15 protein-coding genes are annotated in these 15,681 nt (G+C 52.5%); all 15 read right to left on the bottom strand.

What is annotated here, in order from left to right; translation table 11 throughout:
• Nucleotides 1-63: 63 nt before the first annotated feature.
• On the bottom strand, nucleotides 64-1,647 hold the full coding sequence (locus tag A4E19_08815) for a hypothetical protein (GenBank protein OQW30839.1): 1,584 nt from the start codon (nucleotides 1,645-1,647) through the stop codon (nucleotides 64-66).
• 16 nt (nucleotides 1,648-1,663) lie between these two features.
• On the bottom strand, nucleotides 1,664-3,010 hold the full coding sequence (locus A4E19_08810) for a hypothetical protein (GenBank protein ID OQW30838.1): 1,347 nt from the start codon (nucleotides 3,008-3,010) through the stop codon (nucleotides 1,664-1,666).
• Between the two features lie 18 nt (nucleotides 3,011-3,028).
• A complete protein-coding gene (locus tag A4E19_08805; GenBank protein OQW30837.1) occupies nucleotides 3,029-3,817 on the bottom strand; it encodes a hypothetical protein in 789 nt (262 codons plus the stop codon).
• An 84-nt stretch (nucleotides 3,818-3,901) separates the two neighbouring features.
• Complete coding sequence (locus A4E19_08800) at nucleotides 3,902-4,840, bottom strand: hypothetical protein (GenBank protein ID OQW30836.1); 939 nt, start codon at nucleotides 4,838-4,840, stop codon at nucleotides 3,902-3,904.
• 45 nt (nucleotides 4,841-4,885) lie between these two features.
• Nucleotides 4,886-5,587 (bottom strand): phosphohexose mutase, encoded by a 702-nt coding sequence (locus A4E19_08795; GenBank protein OQW30835.1) that lies wholly within the window; start codon nucleotides 5,585-5,587, stop codon nucleotides 4,886-4,888.
• 7 nt (nucleotides 5,588-5,594) lie between these two features.
• Nucleotides 5,595-6,749: a CDP-4-keto-6-deoxy-D-glucose-3-dehydrase gene (locus A4E19_08790; GenBank protein OQW30834.1), complete on the bottom strand. Its 1,155-nt coding sequence runs from the start codon at nucleotides 6,747-6,749 to the stop codon at nucleotides 5,595-5,597.
• Between the two features lie 70 nt (nucleotides 6,750-6,819).
• Nucleotides 6,820-7,356 carry a hypothetical protein gene (locus A4E19_08785; GenBank protein ID OQW30833.1) on the bottom strand — a complete coding sequence of 179 codons (537 nt, stop codon included), beginning with the start codon at nucleotides 7,354-7,356 and terminating at the stop codon, nucleotides 6,820-6,822.
• Nucleotides 7,357-7,364: 8 nt separating this feature from the next.
• Nucleotides 7,365-7,964, bottom strand: coding sequence for a hypothetical protein (locus tag A4E19_08780; protein ID OQW30832.1), 600 nt, complete (start codon nucleotides 7,962-7,964; stop codon nucleotides 7,365-7,367).
• A gap of 101 nt (nucleotides 7,965-8,065) precedes the next feature.
• Nucleotides 8,066-9,037, bottom strand: a complete 972-nt coding sequence (locus tag A4E19_08775) for a GDP-fucose synthetase (GenBank protein OQW30920.1) — start codon at nucleotides 9,035-9,037, stop codon at nucleotides 8,066-8,068.
• Nucleotides 9,038-9,044: 7 nt separating this feature from the next.
• Complete coding sequence (locus A4E19_08770) at nucleotides 9,045-10,046, bottom strand: kinase (protein OQW30831.1); 1,002 nt, start codon at nucleotides 10,044-10,046, stop codon at nucleotides 9,045-9,047.
• Nucleotides 10,047-10,094: 48 nt separating this feature from the next.
• Nucleotides 10,095-11,621 (bottom strand): B12-binding domain-containing radical SAM protein, encoded by a 1,527-nt coding sequence (locus A4E19_08765; protein ID OQW30919.1) that lies wholly within the window; start codon nucleotides 11,619-11,621, stop codon nucleotides 10,095-10,097.
• Nucleotides 11,622-11,723: 102 nt separating this feature from the next.
• A complete protein-coding gene (locus tag A4E19_08760) occupies nucleotides 11,724-12,587 on the bottom strand; it encodes a hypothetical protein (protein ID OQW30830.1) in 864 nt (287 codons plus the stop codon).
• Nucleotides 12,588-12,661: 74 nt separating this feature from the next.
• The gene (locus A4E19_08755; protein OQW30829.1) at nucleotides 12,662-13,624 is read right to left on the bottom strand and encodes a hypothetical protein; all 963 of its coding nucleotides are present in this window, start codon (nucleotides 13,622-13,624) and stop codon (nucleotides 12,662-12,664) included.
• A 53-nt stretch (nucleotides 13,625-13,677) separates the two neighbouring features.
• Nucleotides 13,678-15,165, bottom strand: coding sequence for a hypothetical protein (locus A4E19_08750; GenBank protein ID OQW30828.1), 1,488 nt, complete (start codon nucleotides 15,163-15,165; stop codon nucleotides 13,678-13,680).
• Nucleotides 15,166-15,198: 33 nt separating this feature from the next.
• The gene (locus A4E19_08745) at nucleotides 15,199-15,675 is read right to left on the bottom strand and encodes a hypothetical protein (protein ID OQW30827.1); all 477 of its coding nucleotides are present in this window, start codon (nucleotides 15,673-15,675) and stop codon (nucleotides 15,199-15,201) included.
• Between the last annotated feature and the right edge of the window lie 6 nt (nucleotides 15,676-15,681).

Genomic DNA, 15,681 nt, shown 5'->3' with positions numbered 1-15,681 from the left:
AATAGAATAATGGACAGGCGAGGTGAGGGTGGTGATGTGTTCTTGTGAAGGATCATAGAAATACTACCCAGAGACCGCCTTGAGCCTGCCGAGTTTGCGAACGCGGGCCAGAACCGCCTCACATTCCGCTTCGACTACCACATCTGGAATGGTTGAGAAATCGGTCTTGTCAACCTCTAGGGGACCAAGCCGATGCGGTATGCCAAAATACTTACCATCATATGCCACGATGTTGTAATCACCTTCTGAGAACACCAGCTGGGGAGGCTTCAGGGTAACCTTCGCGTGGTTCCGCCTGGATTCAGAATCAGCGTTACGAACACGAGCGAGAGCCGAACTAAATCTACCTTCCACGATCACGTTTGGAATAGTGGAGAAATCGGTCTTATCTACCTCGAGACAACCCAGACGATGCGGTATGCCAAAATACTTATCATCATATGCCACGATATTGTAATCACCTTCTGAGAGCACGAGTCGGGGGGGTTTAGGGGAAACCTTAGCGTGGATAAGTCCGGTCATAAAATCAACATCGGTGACGTAAGGGCCGAGCTCCGCCGTGAAGTAGTTTTCAACGCAGTCTGCATCAAGCTTGTGAAAGGCGATACCAAATTTGTAACAGTCGCAGGCCGCACAGTCCGACGGCTCATTAATTATCAATTGCCGTATTCGATTCGCCTCCTCACCGAACCAGATGTCCTCGAAGCTGGCATTGTGTAGATTGCCGACCGAGTACTTATAACAGAGTTGGATATCACCATTGGCCAAGATCGTGGCACTAGTAAAAGCCGCACGGCAGTCATAAAAATGCATCAACGGATGATCGCCGAGCTGAAATCTCTCCCGTAAGCTCAGAATCTTTCGCTTCTCCGAATTGTTGGAATAGACATACAAACCAGCGTAGTTCTCTGGGAATCTTTCTCGAACCGGAGAGGCGTATAGATATGGAAGAAGCATGACCGTTTTCAGATTATGCTCGATCAAATGCACCGCAGCACTATCAAATACCCTCTTCATCTGTTCTCTAACTGGGTACAGGCTTTCTGGGATCAACTCCTGATCGGGATAGCGTACCTGCATCGGCAAAAACCGCACTACATCAAAATCATGACGATCCCAAAAGTCGAGAATCTCGATCGACTCATCGAGGTTACTTCTCATCGTTGTTGTATTGATAAGGAACCCCGTTTGCCTACCCGCAAATCCCGATCTTGCAGCCAAAATATTACTCATCGTGTCATTATGGTCGGCTCCGCGACGGATATACTCGAATGTATCTTTTCGAATCCCATCGAAAGAAAAATTGATGATTTCCATATCGCAATCAAGCAATCTCTTTAACTTATTTTTATCAAGGAGTGTCCCATTGGTAATGAGTTGCATCCTGATGCCTAGATCAGCGAGTCCTCCCATAAGCCGGTCAAAGTCGTTATATAACAACGGCTCAAAACCGGAACCGATGGAAGCGTATGCTCCCTTCAATGCCTTCAACTTAGGAACTAGATTGACGTCAAAAACCGGATGTTTCTCGGAAGGCATGAAACTGACGTGACACATGCGGCACCTAAGATTACACGCCTCTACCGGGTCGATTTCGATCATTTTCGGCAAGGACAGCATTCCATTCATATCGAAGTATCGATTCATTGTTTGGTTCCTTAAGTCAATCGTAAAATGAAGGTCGAGCCCGTGCTTGCTCCTCTAGAACCTCAAAGGTCGGATCGAGATCGACAAGACCATCAAACGGTCGGTCTCGTTCCAAGGACACCATACAATGGGCAATCGATCGGCGAACATCCAGCACACATCCGCCTCGAGTACCGTCTACTTCCAGAACGGCAAGATCCAAAAAATAGTCTCCGGGACTTACTGTGAGTGCAAATGCAAATTTAAAAATCCATACATCTCCGCTAGAGGCAGATCTTATTTGCCTACCCATAATAATTGTATTCGTGGCATAGACATAAATTCCCTCCACAGTCTTAATGCAGAATCCGGCTGCAGGAGACGGGACATCACCAAAGAATGCCACCTTTACATAGATATTGAGATTCGACCGAAAGGGAACATCCACAACGTCCCACACATCGTCACATTGAAGCGCATAATCGACGATCTTGGCTTCACCGTTTCCAAATCTCGTTTCGGTCTTATTGTAACTTCTCCGTGCAGAGCAGATATCGTCCATCTGAGGCTTGCCAAATAAATCAAGCCCTCTACAATTCATACTCTTGCCGACTTCATTTTCAGCGACACTCCGCAAACCTTGTTCAGAACCGTTCCTTCCAAAGAGCAGCTCATGATACTTATCGACAATCAAACCAGGCTCCCCGACCGCTATCAGCTTCCCATGATCCAGTAAAACAACCTGCTGGGCATAGGTCGTGACCAGCGCCATACTGTGAGTCACGAACAAGATCGTGATGCCTCGCTCGCGCAAGGCCGACAAATGTTCGTAACATTTGTGTTGGAACTTCGCATCTCCTACCGCCAATGCTTCATCAATAATCAGAATATCAGGATCTACATGAATCGTGGCGGCAAACGCAACCCGCACGAACATTCCGGAGGAATACGTCTTGACCGGTTGATCGAAAAACTCGCCAATGTCGGCAAACTCTTCGATGAGCGGCATGCGCCTGATCATCTCATCACGGGGGACTCCCAGTAATGCGCCATTAAGCATCACATTGTCGCGACCAGTGAAATCTGGATTGAACCCAGCTCCTAATTCGAGCAACGCCGCAACCCGCCCATTCACAACTACGCTGCCGCTTGTTGGTTGGACTATTCCTGCAACGATCTGAAGAAGAGTAGATTTCCCAGATCCATTACGTCCGATAATTCCGATGGTCCGCCCCTTTGGAATGTCCAGACTCACCCCGTTTAGGGCCAAGAACTCTCGGTGATACCGTTTCCGGAATGGATGGAATGTCTCGAAAAGCCGCTCCTGGGGAGAAGCGAAGAGCCGAAACTTCTTCGACACGTTTCTAACGGAAATCGCGATCATCTGATGGCGTAGAAGAGGCTAGATGACATCCGCGAATTCCTGTTTCAGTCGGCCGAACACATAAGCACCCGCTAGAAAGAAAAAGAACGCAATGCACCAAAAAAACACGGTCTGGCCAACATCCGGCACCTGATGAGAAACCATCACATCGCGATACCCCTGAATAATGTAACCAAGAGGGTTGTACCTTAAAATGGACCGATACTGCTCTGGCAAATTATCGGGAGACCAGACAATGGGAGTCACCCAAAACAAGAGATTCAACCCGATGCCGAGACCGTGAGAGATATCCCGATAGAACACTTGCATTGCGGATAAGAACCAACCTAATCCTATGACGAGGACACAAATGCAGAGAACGAAATAGAACGCCAGAAACATAGAGGGATGAAACACGACATTATAGTACGCCAACATCGCCACTAGGATGACCGTGAAGACGGCGTGGGGAACTAGACTTGCCGTTAGGTGGACTACTGCCAACACTTCAGACGGGAAAACAGTCTTCTTTATAAAATGTGCATTCCTGACGACGGAATCGGTGATCGAGGTCAATGCCTCGTTGAAAAACAACCAGGGCACAAAGCCGGACACAAACCAGAGAATAAATGGTGTACCACCGGTCACCTGAGACCGAAATCCGATCGCAAAAACGAAATAGAAGACGGTTACGACGGCCACTGGATGCACGAACGTCCAGAGGATACCTGCAAGCGTTCCAGCATACCGACTTTGGAGATCTCGCCACGCCAAAGGGTAAATCAGGGCCTGATGACGATAAATAGAACTGAGCAGGTGCACGATCATGCGTAACGAGAAATCATAAGGATTGCAGCATGCGATTTTGACGAGAATGACGGCAATGCGGCTATTGTGCAGTCTCAGATTGCCTTATACATTCCCATAACACGTGTTTTTGATCATCGTGTAGCCCTTGATCAAGTCGCTGATTCCTGCGTCGAGCGAATACATCGGTTTGAACCCGGTAGCCTCGATTTTCGCATTGGACACGATGTAGTTCCGTTGATCTGGATCCTTGCCGACCGGCGCGTCGAGAAACACAAAGTCCGGCACTTGCTTCTGGATGTGTTCGCACAATTCTCGTTTGGATACATTGGCATCGGATAGACCGACGTTGTAGATCTGGCCTTTCATCTTGTCGAAATGTTCGATGCCATGCTGGAACACCCGCGAGACGTCGCGCACATGGACGTAATTGCGCTTGAAGGAACTTTCGAACAACACGACGAACCGGTCGTAGACCGCTCGGTAGGTAAAATCGTTGACCAGCAAATCGATCCGCATGCGCGGCGACATTCCGAATACGGTAGCCAGGCGAAAACTGATCGCGTTTTCCCGCTGCATCAGCTCCTTCTCGATCGCTACCTTCTCCTTCGCATAGATGGAAATCGGATTAAGCGGCGAATTTTCAGTACAGAAGTTATTCTTATCCCCCGTTCCATAGGCGCTGTTGGTGGTGGGCATCAGTACCATCTGCTGCTTCGACAGAAGCTTGAGCATGAGCATAATGGCATCATGGTTGACGGTTGTTGCACCCACCGGATCCTGGCTGCACATCGGGGCCCCCACCAACGCGGCCAACGGGATCACGATATCGGCCTTCTTGATCAAGGGAGCCATCACGCTTTCGATGCGGATATCGCCTTTCCTCACCGAAAAGTTCGGATGATGACACACATGGTTGAGGCTGGCCTGTTTGTACAGGAAATTGTCCAGCACCGTAACCTTGTAACCCAACTGCAGAAGGTCCGGGACCATGGTGGAACCGAGATAGCCGGCGCCGCCGGTAACGAGAATGTGGTAACTCATCGACATATCCTCTTTTTGTGATTGATGACCAGTACGTTCATCGTCCTAGCCCGTTAACAACGTCGTAGCCCGATGATAGTCATCGGGCACGCCGATATCGATAAACGTCCCCGTGCACTCCACTCCAAACAACCGACGGCCCGCGGCGAAGGCTTCAGGGAACAGATCGCTTTCCAAAGACATCTTTTCATTAGGTCTCCGGCTTCCCGGCAGTATGCGTGGATGCACCCAATAGACCCCCCCATTGGCAAGGCGAGGTCCTTGCTCCACGCCGGATTTCAGCGACGTGATGCGACCCTCAGGCGACACCTCCATGCCCATGTACCGTCCCTCCTCACTGGTCTTGAATAGAGAGAAGCACCAATCTGCGTCACACTCCAGGGCATAGGTGTTTAATATGCTCCAATCCACTCGGAAATAGGTATCTCCATTCAGGAGCAAAAACGGCTCTCGGTGCCCGACTTTCTCCGCGGCAAGCAAGAAACCTCCTCCGGTCCCAAGCGGATGTTCCTCAACGGCATACTCGATGTCCGCCCCTTTATATCGAGACCCGAAATGCCGAGTGATGGCTTCGTGCCGGTAACCCACGGACAACACAAACCGGCCGATCCCCTGGCTGATCCAATAATCGAGTTGGTATTCAAGAAACGGACGGCCATTGATCGGAGCCATGGGCTTGGGCAGTTCCGGCACGGTGCTGCGTAACCTGGTCCCCAACCCGCCGGCAAGAATCACGGCTGAGGGCATGACACGCTCACACGGAGTTTAGAACCCGGCACAACTCATCGATCTCCTCATCGCGCAGATCCGGATAGTTGCCGATGTAGAAACCGTAGAAGTGGACATGCTCCGTTTCCGGAAAGAGCAGGTGGTGATCCTTGGGAACGATGCCTTTCAAATAGGGCTGGCGGAGTTGATTGCCTCCACCGGCGCTCCCGCGGCGAAATTCGATCCCCGCCTCGCGCATCACGCTCATGAGGCGCTCGACCAAGACCTTGTCCGGTCGTTTGAGAATGAGATTGAACGCGTAGTTACTCGAGCCCTCGATCTTGAAATCGGTGCGGTATCGACTGGAGTCGAGCTGCCGGAGGAACCGGAGCAGATTTTCGGTCCGTCGTTTCACGTTGCGATCCAGACGTTTCAGTTGGCTGCGTCCCAGGATGCCGCCGATTTCCGTATTCCTGGTGTTATAGGCCGGGAATGCAAAGATGAAATCAGGATTCAACTCCGGATTCGCCGATCGGTAGGCCGCAAGGACCGCCGGATCGTTGGCCTCGCGAACCATGCCGTGAGAACGCAACATGCGAACCTGTTGATACACCTCTGCATCATTCGTGCAGATCATCCCTCCCTCGATCGTGCTCATATGGTGCGCGTAGTAGAAGGAGAAATTCGAGATCCACCCCACACTCCCCAACTTCCGGCCATCGTGGGTGGCTCCATGAGATTCACAGACATCCTCGATCAAAGGGATACCCCGCCGGCGCAACTCACTCAACAGCCGGTCCTCCAACCCATCGAACCCCTGAACGTGGGTCAGGAATACCGCACGGGTTCGTTCCGTGATCGCCGCCAGGATCTTCTCGGGATCCATCGCCAATGTCCGTGGATTGATGTCCGCGAAAATCGGGGTGAAGCCGTTCTGCAGCACGGATGCGATATCGGACACCCAGGCCAACGGCGGCACAATCACGTCTCCGCCTTCTGGGTAGCGGATCTTCAAGACGGCCATCGTCAGGAGGTTCGCGGACGCTCCGGAATTGACGAAGACACTGTGCTTCACTCCCAGCCAGGCAGACCACTCGCTCTCAAAGGCCCGCACGTTCTGTCCGTGGGTCAGGATCGGATCATCCTGTTTCAGATGCTCGATGACCGCATCCAAATCTTCACGAAGTATATTGTTGCGCATCAATGGAAATTTCATGAACACCTAATAGCAGGATGCTGAAAATGAGAAGCACGGTCCGTCGCCATTACTTCTACTTCTCGTTGTAGTAGTCCCCGTATTCGACCACGATCGTACTGCGTCCGTCGTCGCGCAGCAACGCCCATTCATAGGCGGGGAATACGTCTTTCGGCTCTTCCAGACGGATGACCTCGATCGTACTGCACATCATGCGGATCGCCTCGGTGAAATCACCCACATGTTGATGCTGAGGATGGAGCGGACGCTGCGAGCCGATACCCGTCCGGATGATCGCCTTGGTCTTGTATCCGCCGTTGGACATGACGTGAATTTTGTCCAAGTGGTTGACCAACTGATTGGTCGCCAAGAGCAAAAAATTCCATCGCGGGAACATACTCACGGGAACGAGCCCGGTCAGCGCCAAGCCGGTGGTCATCCCCATCTGCATTTCTTCGGCGACAGGGAGCTCGATCAAGCGATCGGCCGGCACCTCCTTGAGCGTGTTGCTCATCGCGGTTCCCGCGACGGACACCGCTTGCCCAAGAAAGACCGTCCGCGGGTCTTGCGCCAGGAAATTCATGGACCGTTTGAGTTCATCAAAATATTTCATGTCTCACCTTAGAACTGGACCCGCACGCCGGCCCCGGCGTGCGGATACTTCGTTTCATAGCGGTAGTAGCTGATATACTCGTCGGCGGTATCTTCGAAACTCAGACGAGGCTGATTCCACACTTCCCTGGTATCGGTACAAACCGATTTTGCGTTGTCCTCAACGACGAAGTGGATCGGCAAGCGATGGTTTCGGCTGTATTTGATCGCCTCATGCGCGACTCCGGTTTCCGCCGTCATGTCACCCATGAAACAGTAGACCTTGGCATCCTCCCCTCGTCGTTGGATCGACATCGCGGCACCGACGGCAATGGGCAAGACACCGCCGACGATGGCCGAGGAAAAGACACGTTGCTCGGGAAAACAAAGAGAAATCGACCGCCCGGCGAGGATCTCCTCTCGCACACGGTCTTTTGGCACTCCCTTCAACAAACATTGATAATGAGAGCGCCATGAACAGAACACCCAATCCTGAGCACGAATATTGCGGAACACGCGGAGCATCGCCTCTTCATTCCCATAATAGAGATGAATGGGAGCCCGAATTTTTCCCGCATTGAATACCGCCGCTATTTCCTCTTCAAAGGCGATCAACTCTTCTTTCGTCATCTCCTCATCCTTCGTATGCCGCGCGCGAATGCGCAGACGGTTGTTGCCTTACCTTCGATCAGCTGCCATGCTGAACACTAGCCTCCTGCTACCCGTCCAATTTATCCTCGGACCTCTTGCAGGGAAGCCGACGCCGTCTCGACATGCCTTGCATACCATTGGTAGGTCTCCGCTAAGCCCTCGTGAAGCCCGATTTTTGGCTTCCACCCAAGCGACTGGATCCGTGCACTATCCAGCAGTTTTCGAGGAGCGCCGTCGGGCTTTGTCGAATCCCACTTGAGTTCCCCTTGATAGCCGACGACGCCGGCTATCAGCTCAGCCAGTTCTTTGATGGATACATCCTGTCCCACCCCAATATTGATGGGAAGCTCCACAGTCAAATCGTCTTGCCCGAGGAGATGCACACAGGCATCCGCGATATCGTCCGCATGGATAAACTCCCGTCTCGGCGAGCCGCTTCCCCACAAGGTGACCGATTCGGCACCGTTTACTTTCGCTTGATGGAAACGCGCCATCAGTGAGGACAACACATGGGCCGATTTCGGGTCAAAATTATCGTGTGGCCCATAGGCACTATTCGGAATCACGGGGATGAAGCGGGTCTCGCGGTCTTGTTTGTTATACGAGAGACACAGATACGTCCCCGCGAGTTTGGAAATAGCATAGGGGAGACTCGTCGGTTCAGGCCTACCCGATAAGAGCGCATCCTCGGCCATCGGCTGCGGACATTCTCGAGGATACATGCAGGAAGAACCGAATAGAATCAGCCTCCGCACGCCGGCCCGACGCGCGGCCTTCAGCACATTGAGTTGAACGGCCATATTCTCATCCATGAAATCGGCGGGAAAGGTCTGATTTTCCATGATTCCGCCGACGCGGCCCGCCGCGAGAACCACATACTCCGGATGCACCTCTTCGAAGAACGCGGACACTTGTCCGGCATCTTGCAGATCCAATTGACTGCGCCGCCTGGTGATCGGAGTCCGATATCCCTCCCGCTCCAACCGCCGAACGACCGCCGAGCCGATGAGACCGGCATGGCCCGCGACATACATGACGGCATCGCGATTCATCATCACGTCAGGAAAGCCCCTGAGGTTGATACAGGACGACTCGACTGCCGGTGCTTTCAAAACGGAAGGGAACATGCACTAAGTGCTTCAGCCGTTCATGGACCTTTGATTGCAGTTCGGGCTTTACGAACAACAACAGGAATCCTCCGCCGCCGGCGCCGAGAATCTTTCCCCCTAGAGCACCCACCCTCATGGCCTCTTCATACAGATGGTCGATCTCCGGCGTGGAGACCTTCCCGGAAAGACTGCGTTTACAGAGCCAGCTTTGATGGAGCAGTCGGCCGACTTCCTCGATCGGGGTCCTGGGGTTTTGAAGGATCTGGATGGCTTCATCGACCATCTCTTTCATACGGTGGAGTTCGGCCTCTCGGCTCTTGAAGTTGTCGATCTTGGACTTGGCGACTTCCGATGCGATGCGGGAGAACCCGGTGAAACACAACATGAGATGCGATTGAAACTCGCGCAACCGGTCCTTCGTCAAAATAATGGGCGAGACCTGAAACGTATCGTTTCTCTTGAAGTCGATTCGATTGAATCCGCCGAATGCCGCCGAGATTTGATCCTGCGATCCAACATTCTCCTTGATGATGTGTTGCTCCATATTGATCGCTTGGGAAGCGAGCTCGTCTTTCGAAATGTACTTCCCCCGCAAGGCCGCCAAGGCATGGATCAGTCCCACCGTAAAAGACGAACTGGACCCAAGGCCTGACCTTGCCGGCAGATCACCGTCGTGGTGAATTTCCAGCCCTTGGTCATCACACTCCGCCCAGGCCAGTATCGCGCGGACGGCGGGATGCTTGATTTCTTCGACGCGACGCACGTTCTCGATGATTGAATAGACGATGCGATGTTTGTGCTCGAAGAAAGGCGGGAGATAGCGACAGCTGATGTGACAGTACTTGTCGATGGAGGTCGCCAACACGACGCCCCCATGTTCTTGATACCAGGCAGGATAGTCGGTGCCGCCGCCGAAAAATGAAATGCGGAACGGTGTGCGCGTGATGATCATGCCAGAGTACTCATCGCCCTCTTCCCGTTCATAAGAATCGGAATGTCGTCAATCGCCCAGCAGCTTCCGGCGCAAGCGCACTTTGGCCATGGCTTCGACATTGGCCCGCTCCTTCTCGCCAAACTTCGTTTCGACCAAGGTGAGATACGCTGGATTCGAAAAATACTGTTGCCAGGCCTCATCCCGGAACTTGAGCACCTCGGCCGCCGTCACATGCTTTGTCGGAAGCGGCTGACTATCGTACGACAGAAAGGCATACCCGCTATAACTATCCGGCAACTTCCACCCTTGCTGCTTGGCCATATGGTACATCGGACTTCCCGGCAAGGCTTGACAGGGATACATATTGGCCATTTCGGTATTCAGTTCAAGCGCCAAATCCAACGTTTCCCCCATCGTCTCGAGCGTGTCGTCGGGAAACCCAAAGATGTAATTGCTGATGATGTTCATCCCGGCAGCCCGCACGTTATCGCATACTGCCCGAATATTGACCTCTTGAAAAGATCCTTTTGAGACCTCTTGCCGCACCGTTTGGTTGCCTGCTTCGATCCCAAGCGCCAACCAGTTGATGCCGGCTCGCCTAAACAAGTCGACATATTCATGGCGTACCGTGTCGACTCTGGCGTAGGCCCACATACGCAAGTGCAGGTCTCGCCTGATGATGTCCTGCAAAAGCGGCTCATAGTATTTTCGATTCAAGAAAAACATTTCATCGCTGATCCGGACCGTCTCCACCCCCATCTTCGCCAGCTTTTCGAGCTCGCCCGCGACCAACTCCGCGCTCCAGAACCGCATCCCTCTCGAATGGGAGGCATCGACGCCGTCGCCGTTATTCACGCGATTCACGATGTTGATCATGCAGAAATCACAGGCAAACGTACACCCCAACGACGTGTAGATCGCCGCGAAGGGAGTGCGTTTATCATGATCGAACTCGGCGTGCCAAAAATGTGCCCGATACAAATCCAGCGGACGTGACCGGTATGGCAGAAGATCCCATGCGTAGCCCGGCATATCGATGTCCATCCGATCTTGAGGGACGATTGATTGCGGCTCGTTCAGCACTGTTCGACGTGTCTCTCCGGAATCGCCCGCCTTGTATCCGATTCCCTTCACGGTCTCCAGCCCGGACTGGAGGTCGGTCCGCAGAAGATTGTGTAATGCATACACGCCTTCGTTGAGAAGCACGAAATCGACATACGGAAGTCGCAGGACATCCATCGGCAAGGCGCTGGTGTGAGACCCTACGAAACAGACGGGGAAGTTTGGATGATGTTGCTTTAGTTCAGCGGCCAGTGCGCTGGCCCCGATCATTCCGGTCGTGCCGGAATTGGGATTCTGTCCGTACACCACGAACACGACCAGCCGAGGCTGTGCGCTGTGTATCCGACTCACGGCTTCGGACAACGACAACTTTTCCGCGTCACAATCGAGAATCGCCACGCCGAAACCTTTTGCTCGGCATGACTGTGCGAGCAAGAGAGCCCATGTAGGAGGCTCAATCGCCGAATAGGTCTTTGCCAAGCCTTGATAGGCCTGTAACGATGAATCGGCGTTGACGAAGAGCACATCCAGTTGTCGGGAGTTTGTGCGTAGCTTATCCATAAGAAGCGTGATCTGATCTTTCAAGTGTCAGAAAGCCGGACCTCTATGAACTTAACCACCGAACACTACCTTCTAACTCTTTACGGCCTTGATATAGCAAACCCGATCAACGAAAGCACGTTGCCAGTAGGTCTTTTCAATGTGAAACCCTACACCCGCAATAAGGGAACACAATTCAGCGTAGGTTGGGTGCCATATGTGATGATCCTTGTATCGGCTATTCATTCGAGAAAGCACGAAACGGATCGCTTCCTTAAGCCTTTCCTTCGGCGTTAAGCGGCCCATTCGTCCGCCTTCCACGTACAATCCGACAATAAGCTGCCCTCCCCTTTTCAGCACTCTATGGGCTTCGAGCAATGCAATCTCCGGATTGTAGAAATGGTCTATGCAGGATCTCATATGAGCAGTATCAAATGATTCACTCCTAAGAGGAAGATGCTCCGCTAGGGCACAAATAAAGTTCGCTGGCTTTCTTAAGGATGCGAAAACTTCAAGGAGATTACTTTGTGAAGTAAGCCCTTCAAACACATCCAGATAAGGGTCGATAGAAACGTATTCCTGATCCTCTGCGATATATTCTCGCAAACGCCCTTGATGGCCTCCAATATCCAGACATCGTCCTACAAGAGGAATCGCCTCATATACGTCCCGCACGCCATCTTTTTCTTCAAGATAGAATTGTTTGGAATCACGAGATGCGAGTTGGTCCGTCCAACGTTCATATTCCTTCTGTCCCTCATTCCATAACTCCCCCACAACTCCCACATGCTGCGTCAGCAGACGTAAATCATAAATGCCTCTCACCATCGGATAGTGGCGGCCATAAGAAGATACAAGTGATGTCCCGCTTATAGTTAGAGGACTCTTATCAAGAGGGTCAACAAGAATCTCCTGTAACCAGGGGTCGACTTTTACGAACTTATTCATTACTACCATACATCTCCCACCGACTTACATCACCAAAACCGTCTTCCAAGAAACAATGCAACACGACCTTGGCAACCACTAGCTCAATAACTGCGCCATCGTCGACGAAATCGGCGGCTCAGCTCCCTTGCAATCGTATAAAGATCCCGTCTCAGTAAGTGGGACCTAAGCAGTTTGTGTCTCCAGATTTGACGCCGCAGCCGGCCGCGATCCTTTGACTCAAGTGTTCGCACTATGTCTCCTCGTCCGTTACGAAAGACATGAGTGACATCTCCCCTGAGTACTTGACGAACGTACGTCTTCGTCTGCCGGAGGTAGTCTTTCAGTGCGGGACCTTCAACATTCTGCAGGCGTTGGCTCCGCTGGTCATGATGCAGCCGCCCGAAGTTGGCCACAACCGGAATGAAGTATGGAACATACCCCTGTGTCATGAAATTGTATGTAAATCCAGGATGCACGCATGTGCGGAACCATCCTTCGGAGTTCTCATCCGGAAACCAACGTTTAATCACACTACTTCTGACGCAATAGTTTCCCTCCGTCAGTGGGAACCCGCTTGCCATCCAATATGCGAGAAATTCCTGCTTCTGTGGCGGTGGATCGTTAAAGAATTCCTGGAACGACACATTCAAGAGGTCGCCATCCTCCGACATGGTTTGAGCAAATCCCCATACCAGCGACACCTCGTCATCTTTTTCCAGAACTTCAACGCATTTTCTGAACCAATTTGGATCGAGAAACCCGTCTGAGACACAGCACTGGATGATGTATTGGCCTCTCGCCATCCCGAGAGCTTTTTGATAAGCCTCCACAACATGGTTGTCTTTTTCGGACACCCATCTCACGTGCGGATACTGCTTGAGGATAGAGACTGTTTCGTCTGTCGATCCGCCATCGACGACGATATGTTCAAAATTTCGGAAGGTCTGCGCTGCGACACTTTCAATCGTTTGCCGGAGAAAACGGCCATGATTAAGCGACGGCGTCACGATTGAGATCACCGGCTGCGTCACGGTTCGCAGATCCTCTCCAATCAAGGCATGCATGATCACTCGAACGTATTCTTATCGTTCTGGAATAGGTCCTCGTAAACAATCATTCACTGTTGAGACCCAGCACCGTATTCAGGGCAAGTTCGAGTCTCTTCATAAGCTCTACCTATCCCGGGAACGTGACGGATCCATTCTCTCGCCATGGCATACTGCAGAAGCACCATGGCAAGTCCGGAGATGGCCAGCGCCGCCATGGCTTTGCCGTCGGATAACTCCCCAAATCCGATACCCATCGCGCGTCCCAACAAACACAACGGAACGGCTAATGCTGCCGCGTACAACATTCGCCGAACCGGCCATGCGACCGGCAGAGCACGGCAACTGATGGGAATGACGGCGGCAAATACCACCACCGCAGCCGCTAGAAGCGCCAGTGCCGTACCCAGCAGAGGCTCGTAGGAAGCCAGAAGATAGACGAGCGCGGGCGCGACCAACGCGCCGAGCACGACGGGCAGAACGTTCACCGTCATGTCGACCTTCGCCAACCCAAGATGATGGAGCGTCGAGGAGATGGCTCGAAACGTCTCGGTCAATGCAGGCCATATGAGAATCGAGGCGATCGCTTGGAATTGTTCTCCCAAGAGGAGCTTCACCATGAAGGTTGCATTCCCTATCAAGAATGCGCCAAACAGCATGACGGCGGGAATGTAGGCTGCCGCATAATCGTTCCACGCTCGAGCCATCCCTTCCCGGTCTTGACCTTTGAGTGCTCGAAATAACGTCGGACTATAAAATTCGTTGAATAGACTTTCAAACGTCTGCATGGGTACCGAGCAGATCATGTACCCGGCTGCAAACAACCCCACGGTCGTGATGTCAGCAACCCAACTGAGCACAAACCGATAGCTTTGTGTCTGGATCCAAAAAAATAAGAACGCCATGGCCTGCGGCCCCACAAACAGGACGACCGTGCGCCAATCGAACGGGAGTACCTCCGGCGGGTGAGAGGCACCTATCGATACAATCGCTCTGGCATACCGATCTAAAATCACATAAGAAAGGGACGAAAGCAGAAACCCGCAGAAGATTCCGAACAACCAGATCTCAGGACTAGCTTCCTGTTTCGACCACCAGAGTGCCAACAGTAGGCCTCCCCACGCGGCAACATTCATGAACAAGATGTAGAGAAATCGATGGCCGATGAGATTCAGCCCTGAGCTCCCCATCGTATGAAGCGCAAAACCAATGGTATACAGTACGACTAGTCCTGCAGCCCAAGCCGGAGCCATTCCTGAAACCACTGCGAACTGAGCCTGAATCGCCCAGACTGCCGAACCACATGCCAGAGCAACAGACACGATCACGAATAGATAGGAAATCAACCGTCGACTGAGGATGCCGGCGTCCATCCACTCGAGACATCCACGGCCAATATAGGCCGTCATGGGCATTAACAAGGCCGATGTCCCGAGAATGGCAAGACTCATCAGTTGATTCATGCTCCCGACTTCGCCGGGTGACAACACCGTCGTCGCGGTTTTGATGGCAATAAGCCCCGCGAGGACTTGGAGACCTCGCCCAAGACTAAGCACCATGATGTCGCGGAATGGTGTTACCACGAACTCATCCTAGCGGAGGACTCCGCATCGCCCCTCCAATGCATCGGCAAGAGGTTGCCGCGCCGGAGGCACTATCTGTTCAGGTAATTGGGACGGACTGAAGAATCGTACTTCTTCGCTTTCATCACTACATGTGATGCACCCGGACAACACTTTCGCCCCAACGACAGCATCGATCAACTGAACGACATCCCCATTATCAGGGTACGTCACGATACGACCATCAGGATCGGAATACACGCCGATCAGATGCGTCACCTCCACGGTAAGGCCGGTTTCCTCCAACACCTCTCGTACTGCCGCATCAACGAGCGATTCTCCGGGCTCCACCTTTCCTCCTGGCAATCCCCACCACCCGCAATCACGACGTTTTTCCAAGAGCAAGGTTTCTCCTGGTCCTCGGACGACCACTCCGACTCCGACTCGTACCCGCATCCCCTCGACTACCGTGTTCCCGTACATCGAGTAAATCTTGGACGTGTTCATGCAGAT

The sequence above is a fragment of the Nitrospira sp. SG-bin1 genome (genome assembly GCA_002083365.1).
Classification (GTDB): Bacteria; Nitrospirota; Nitrospiria; order Nitrospirales; family Nitrospiraceae; genus Nitrospira_D.
Note: the sequence above shows the minus strand (reverse complement) of the source record. Positions and strands in the feature narration are given on the sequence as shown.

Coding starts and splice junctions, on each gene's coding strand:
- A4E19_08815 (OQW30839.1), bottom strand. CDS start 1,647: ATGAATCGATACTTCGATATGAATGGAATGCTGTCCTTGCCGAAAATG.
- A4E19_08810 (OQW30838.1), bottom strand. CDS start 3,010: ATGATCGCGATTTCCGTTAGAAACGTGTCGAAGAAGTTTCGGCTCTTC.
- A4E19_08805 (OQW30837.1), bottom strand. CDS start 3,817: ATGATCGTGCACCTGCTCAGTTCTATTTATCGTCATCAGGCCCTGATT.
- A4E19_08800 (OQW30836.1), bottom strand. CDS start 4,840: ATGAGTTACCACATTCTCGTTACCGGCGGCGCCGGCTATCTCGGTTCC.
- A4E19_08795 (OQW30835.1), bottom strand. CDS start 5,587: ATGCCCTCAGCCGTGATTCTTGCCGGCGGGTTGGGGACCAGGTTACGC.
- A4E19_08790 (OQW30834.1), bottom strand. CDS start 6,749: ATGCGCAACAATATACTTCGTGAAGATTTGGATGCGGTCATCGAGCAT.
- A4E19_08785 (OQW30833.1), bottom strand. CDS start 7,356: ATGAAATATTTTGATGAACTCAAACGGTCCATGAATTTCCTGGCGCAA.
- A4E19_08780 (OQW30832.1), bottom strand. CDS start 7,964: ATGACGAAAGAAGAGTTGATCGCCTTTGAAGAGGAAATAGCGGCGGTA.
- A4E19_08775 (OQW30920.1), bottom strand. CDS start 9,037: ATGAATCGCGATGCCGTCATGTATGTCGCGGGCCATGCCGGTCTCATC.
- A4E19_08770 (OQW30831.1), bottom strand. CDS start 10,046: ATGATCATCACGCGCACACCGTTCCGCATTTCATTTTTCGGCGGCGGC.
- A4E19_08760 (OQW30830.1), bottom strand. CDS start 12,587: ATGGTAGTAATGAATAAGTTCGTAAAAGTCGACCCCTGGTTACAGGAG.
- A4E19_08755 (OQW30829.1), bottom strand. CDS start 13,624: ATGCATGCCTTGATTGGAGAGGATCTGCGAACCGTGACGCAGCCGGTG.
- A4E19_08750 (OQW30828.1), bottom strand. CDS start 15,165: ATGGTGCTTAGTCTTGGGCGAGGTCTCCAAGTCCTCGCGGGGCTTATT.
- A4E19_08745 (OQW30827.1), bottom strand. CDS start 15,675: ATGAACACGTCCAAGATTTACTCGATGTACGGGAACACGGTAGTCGAG.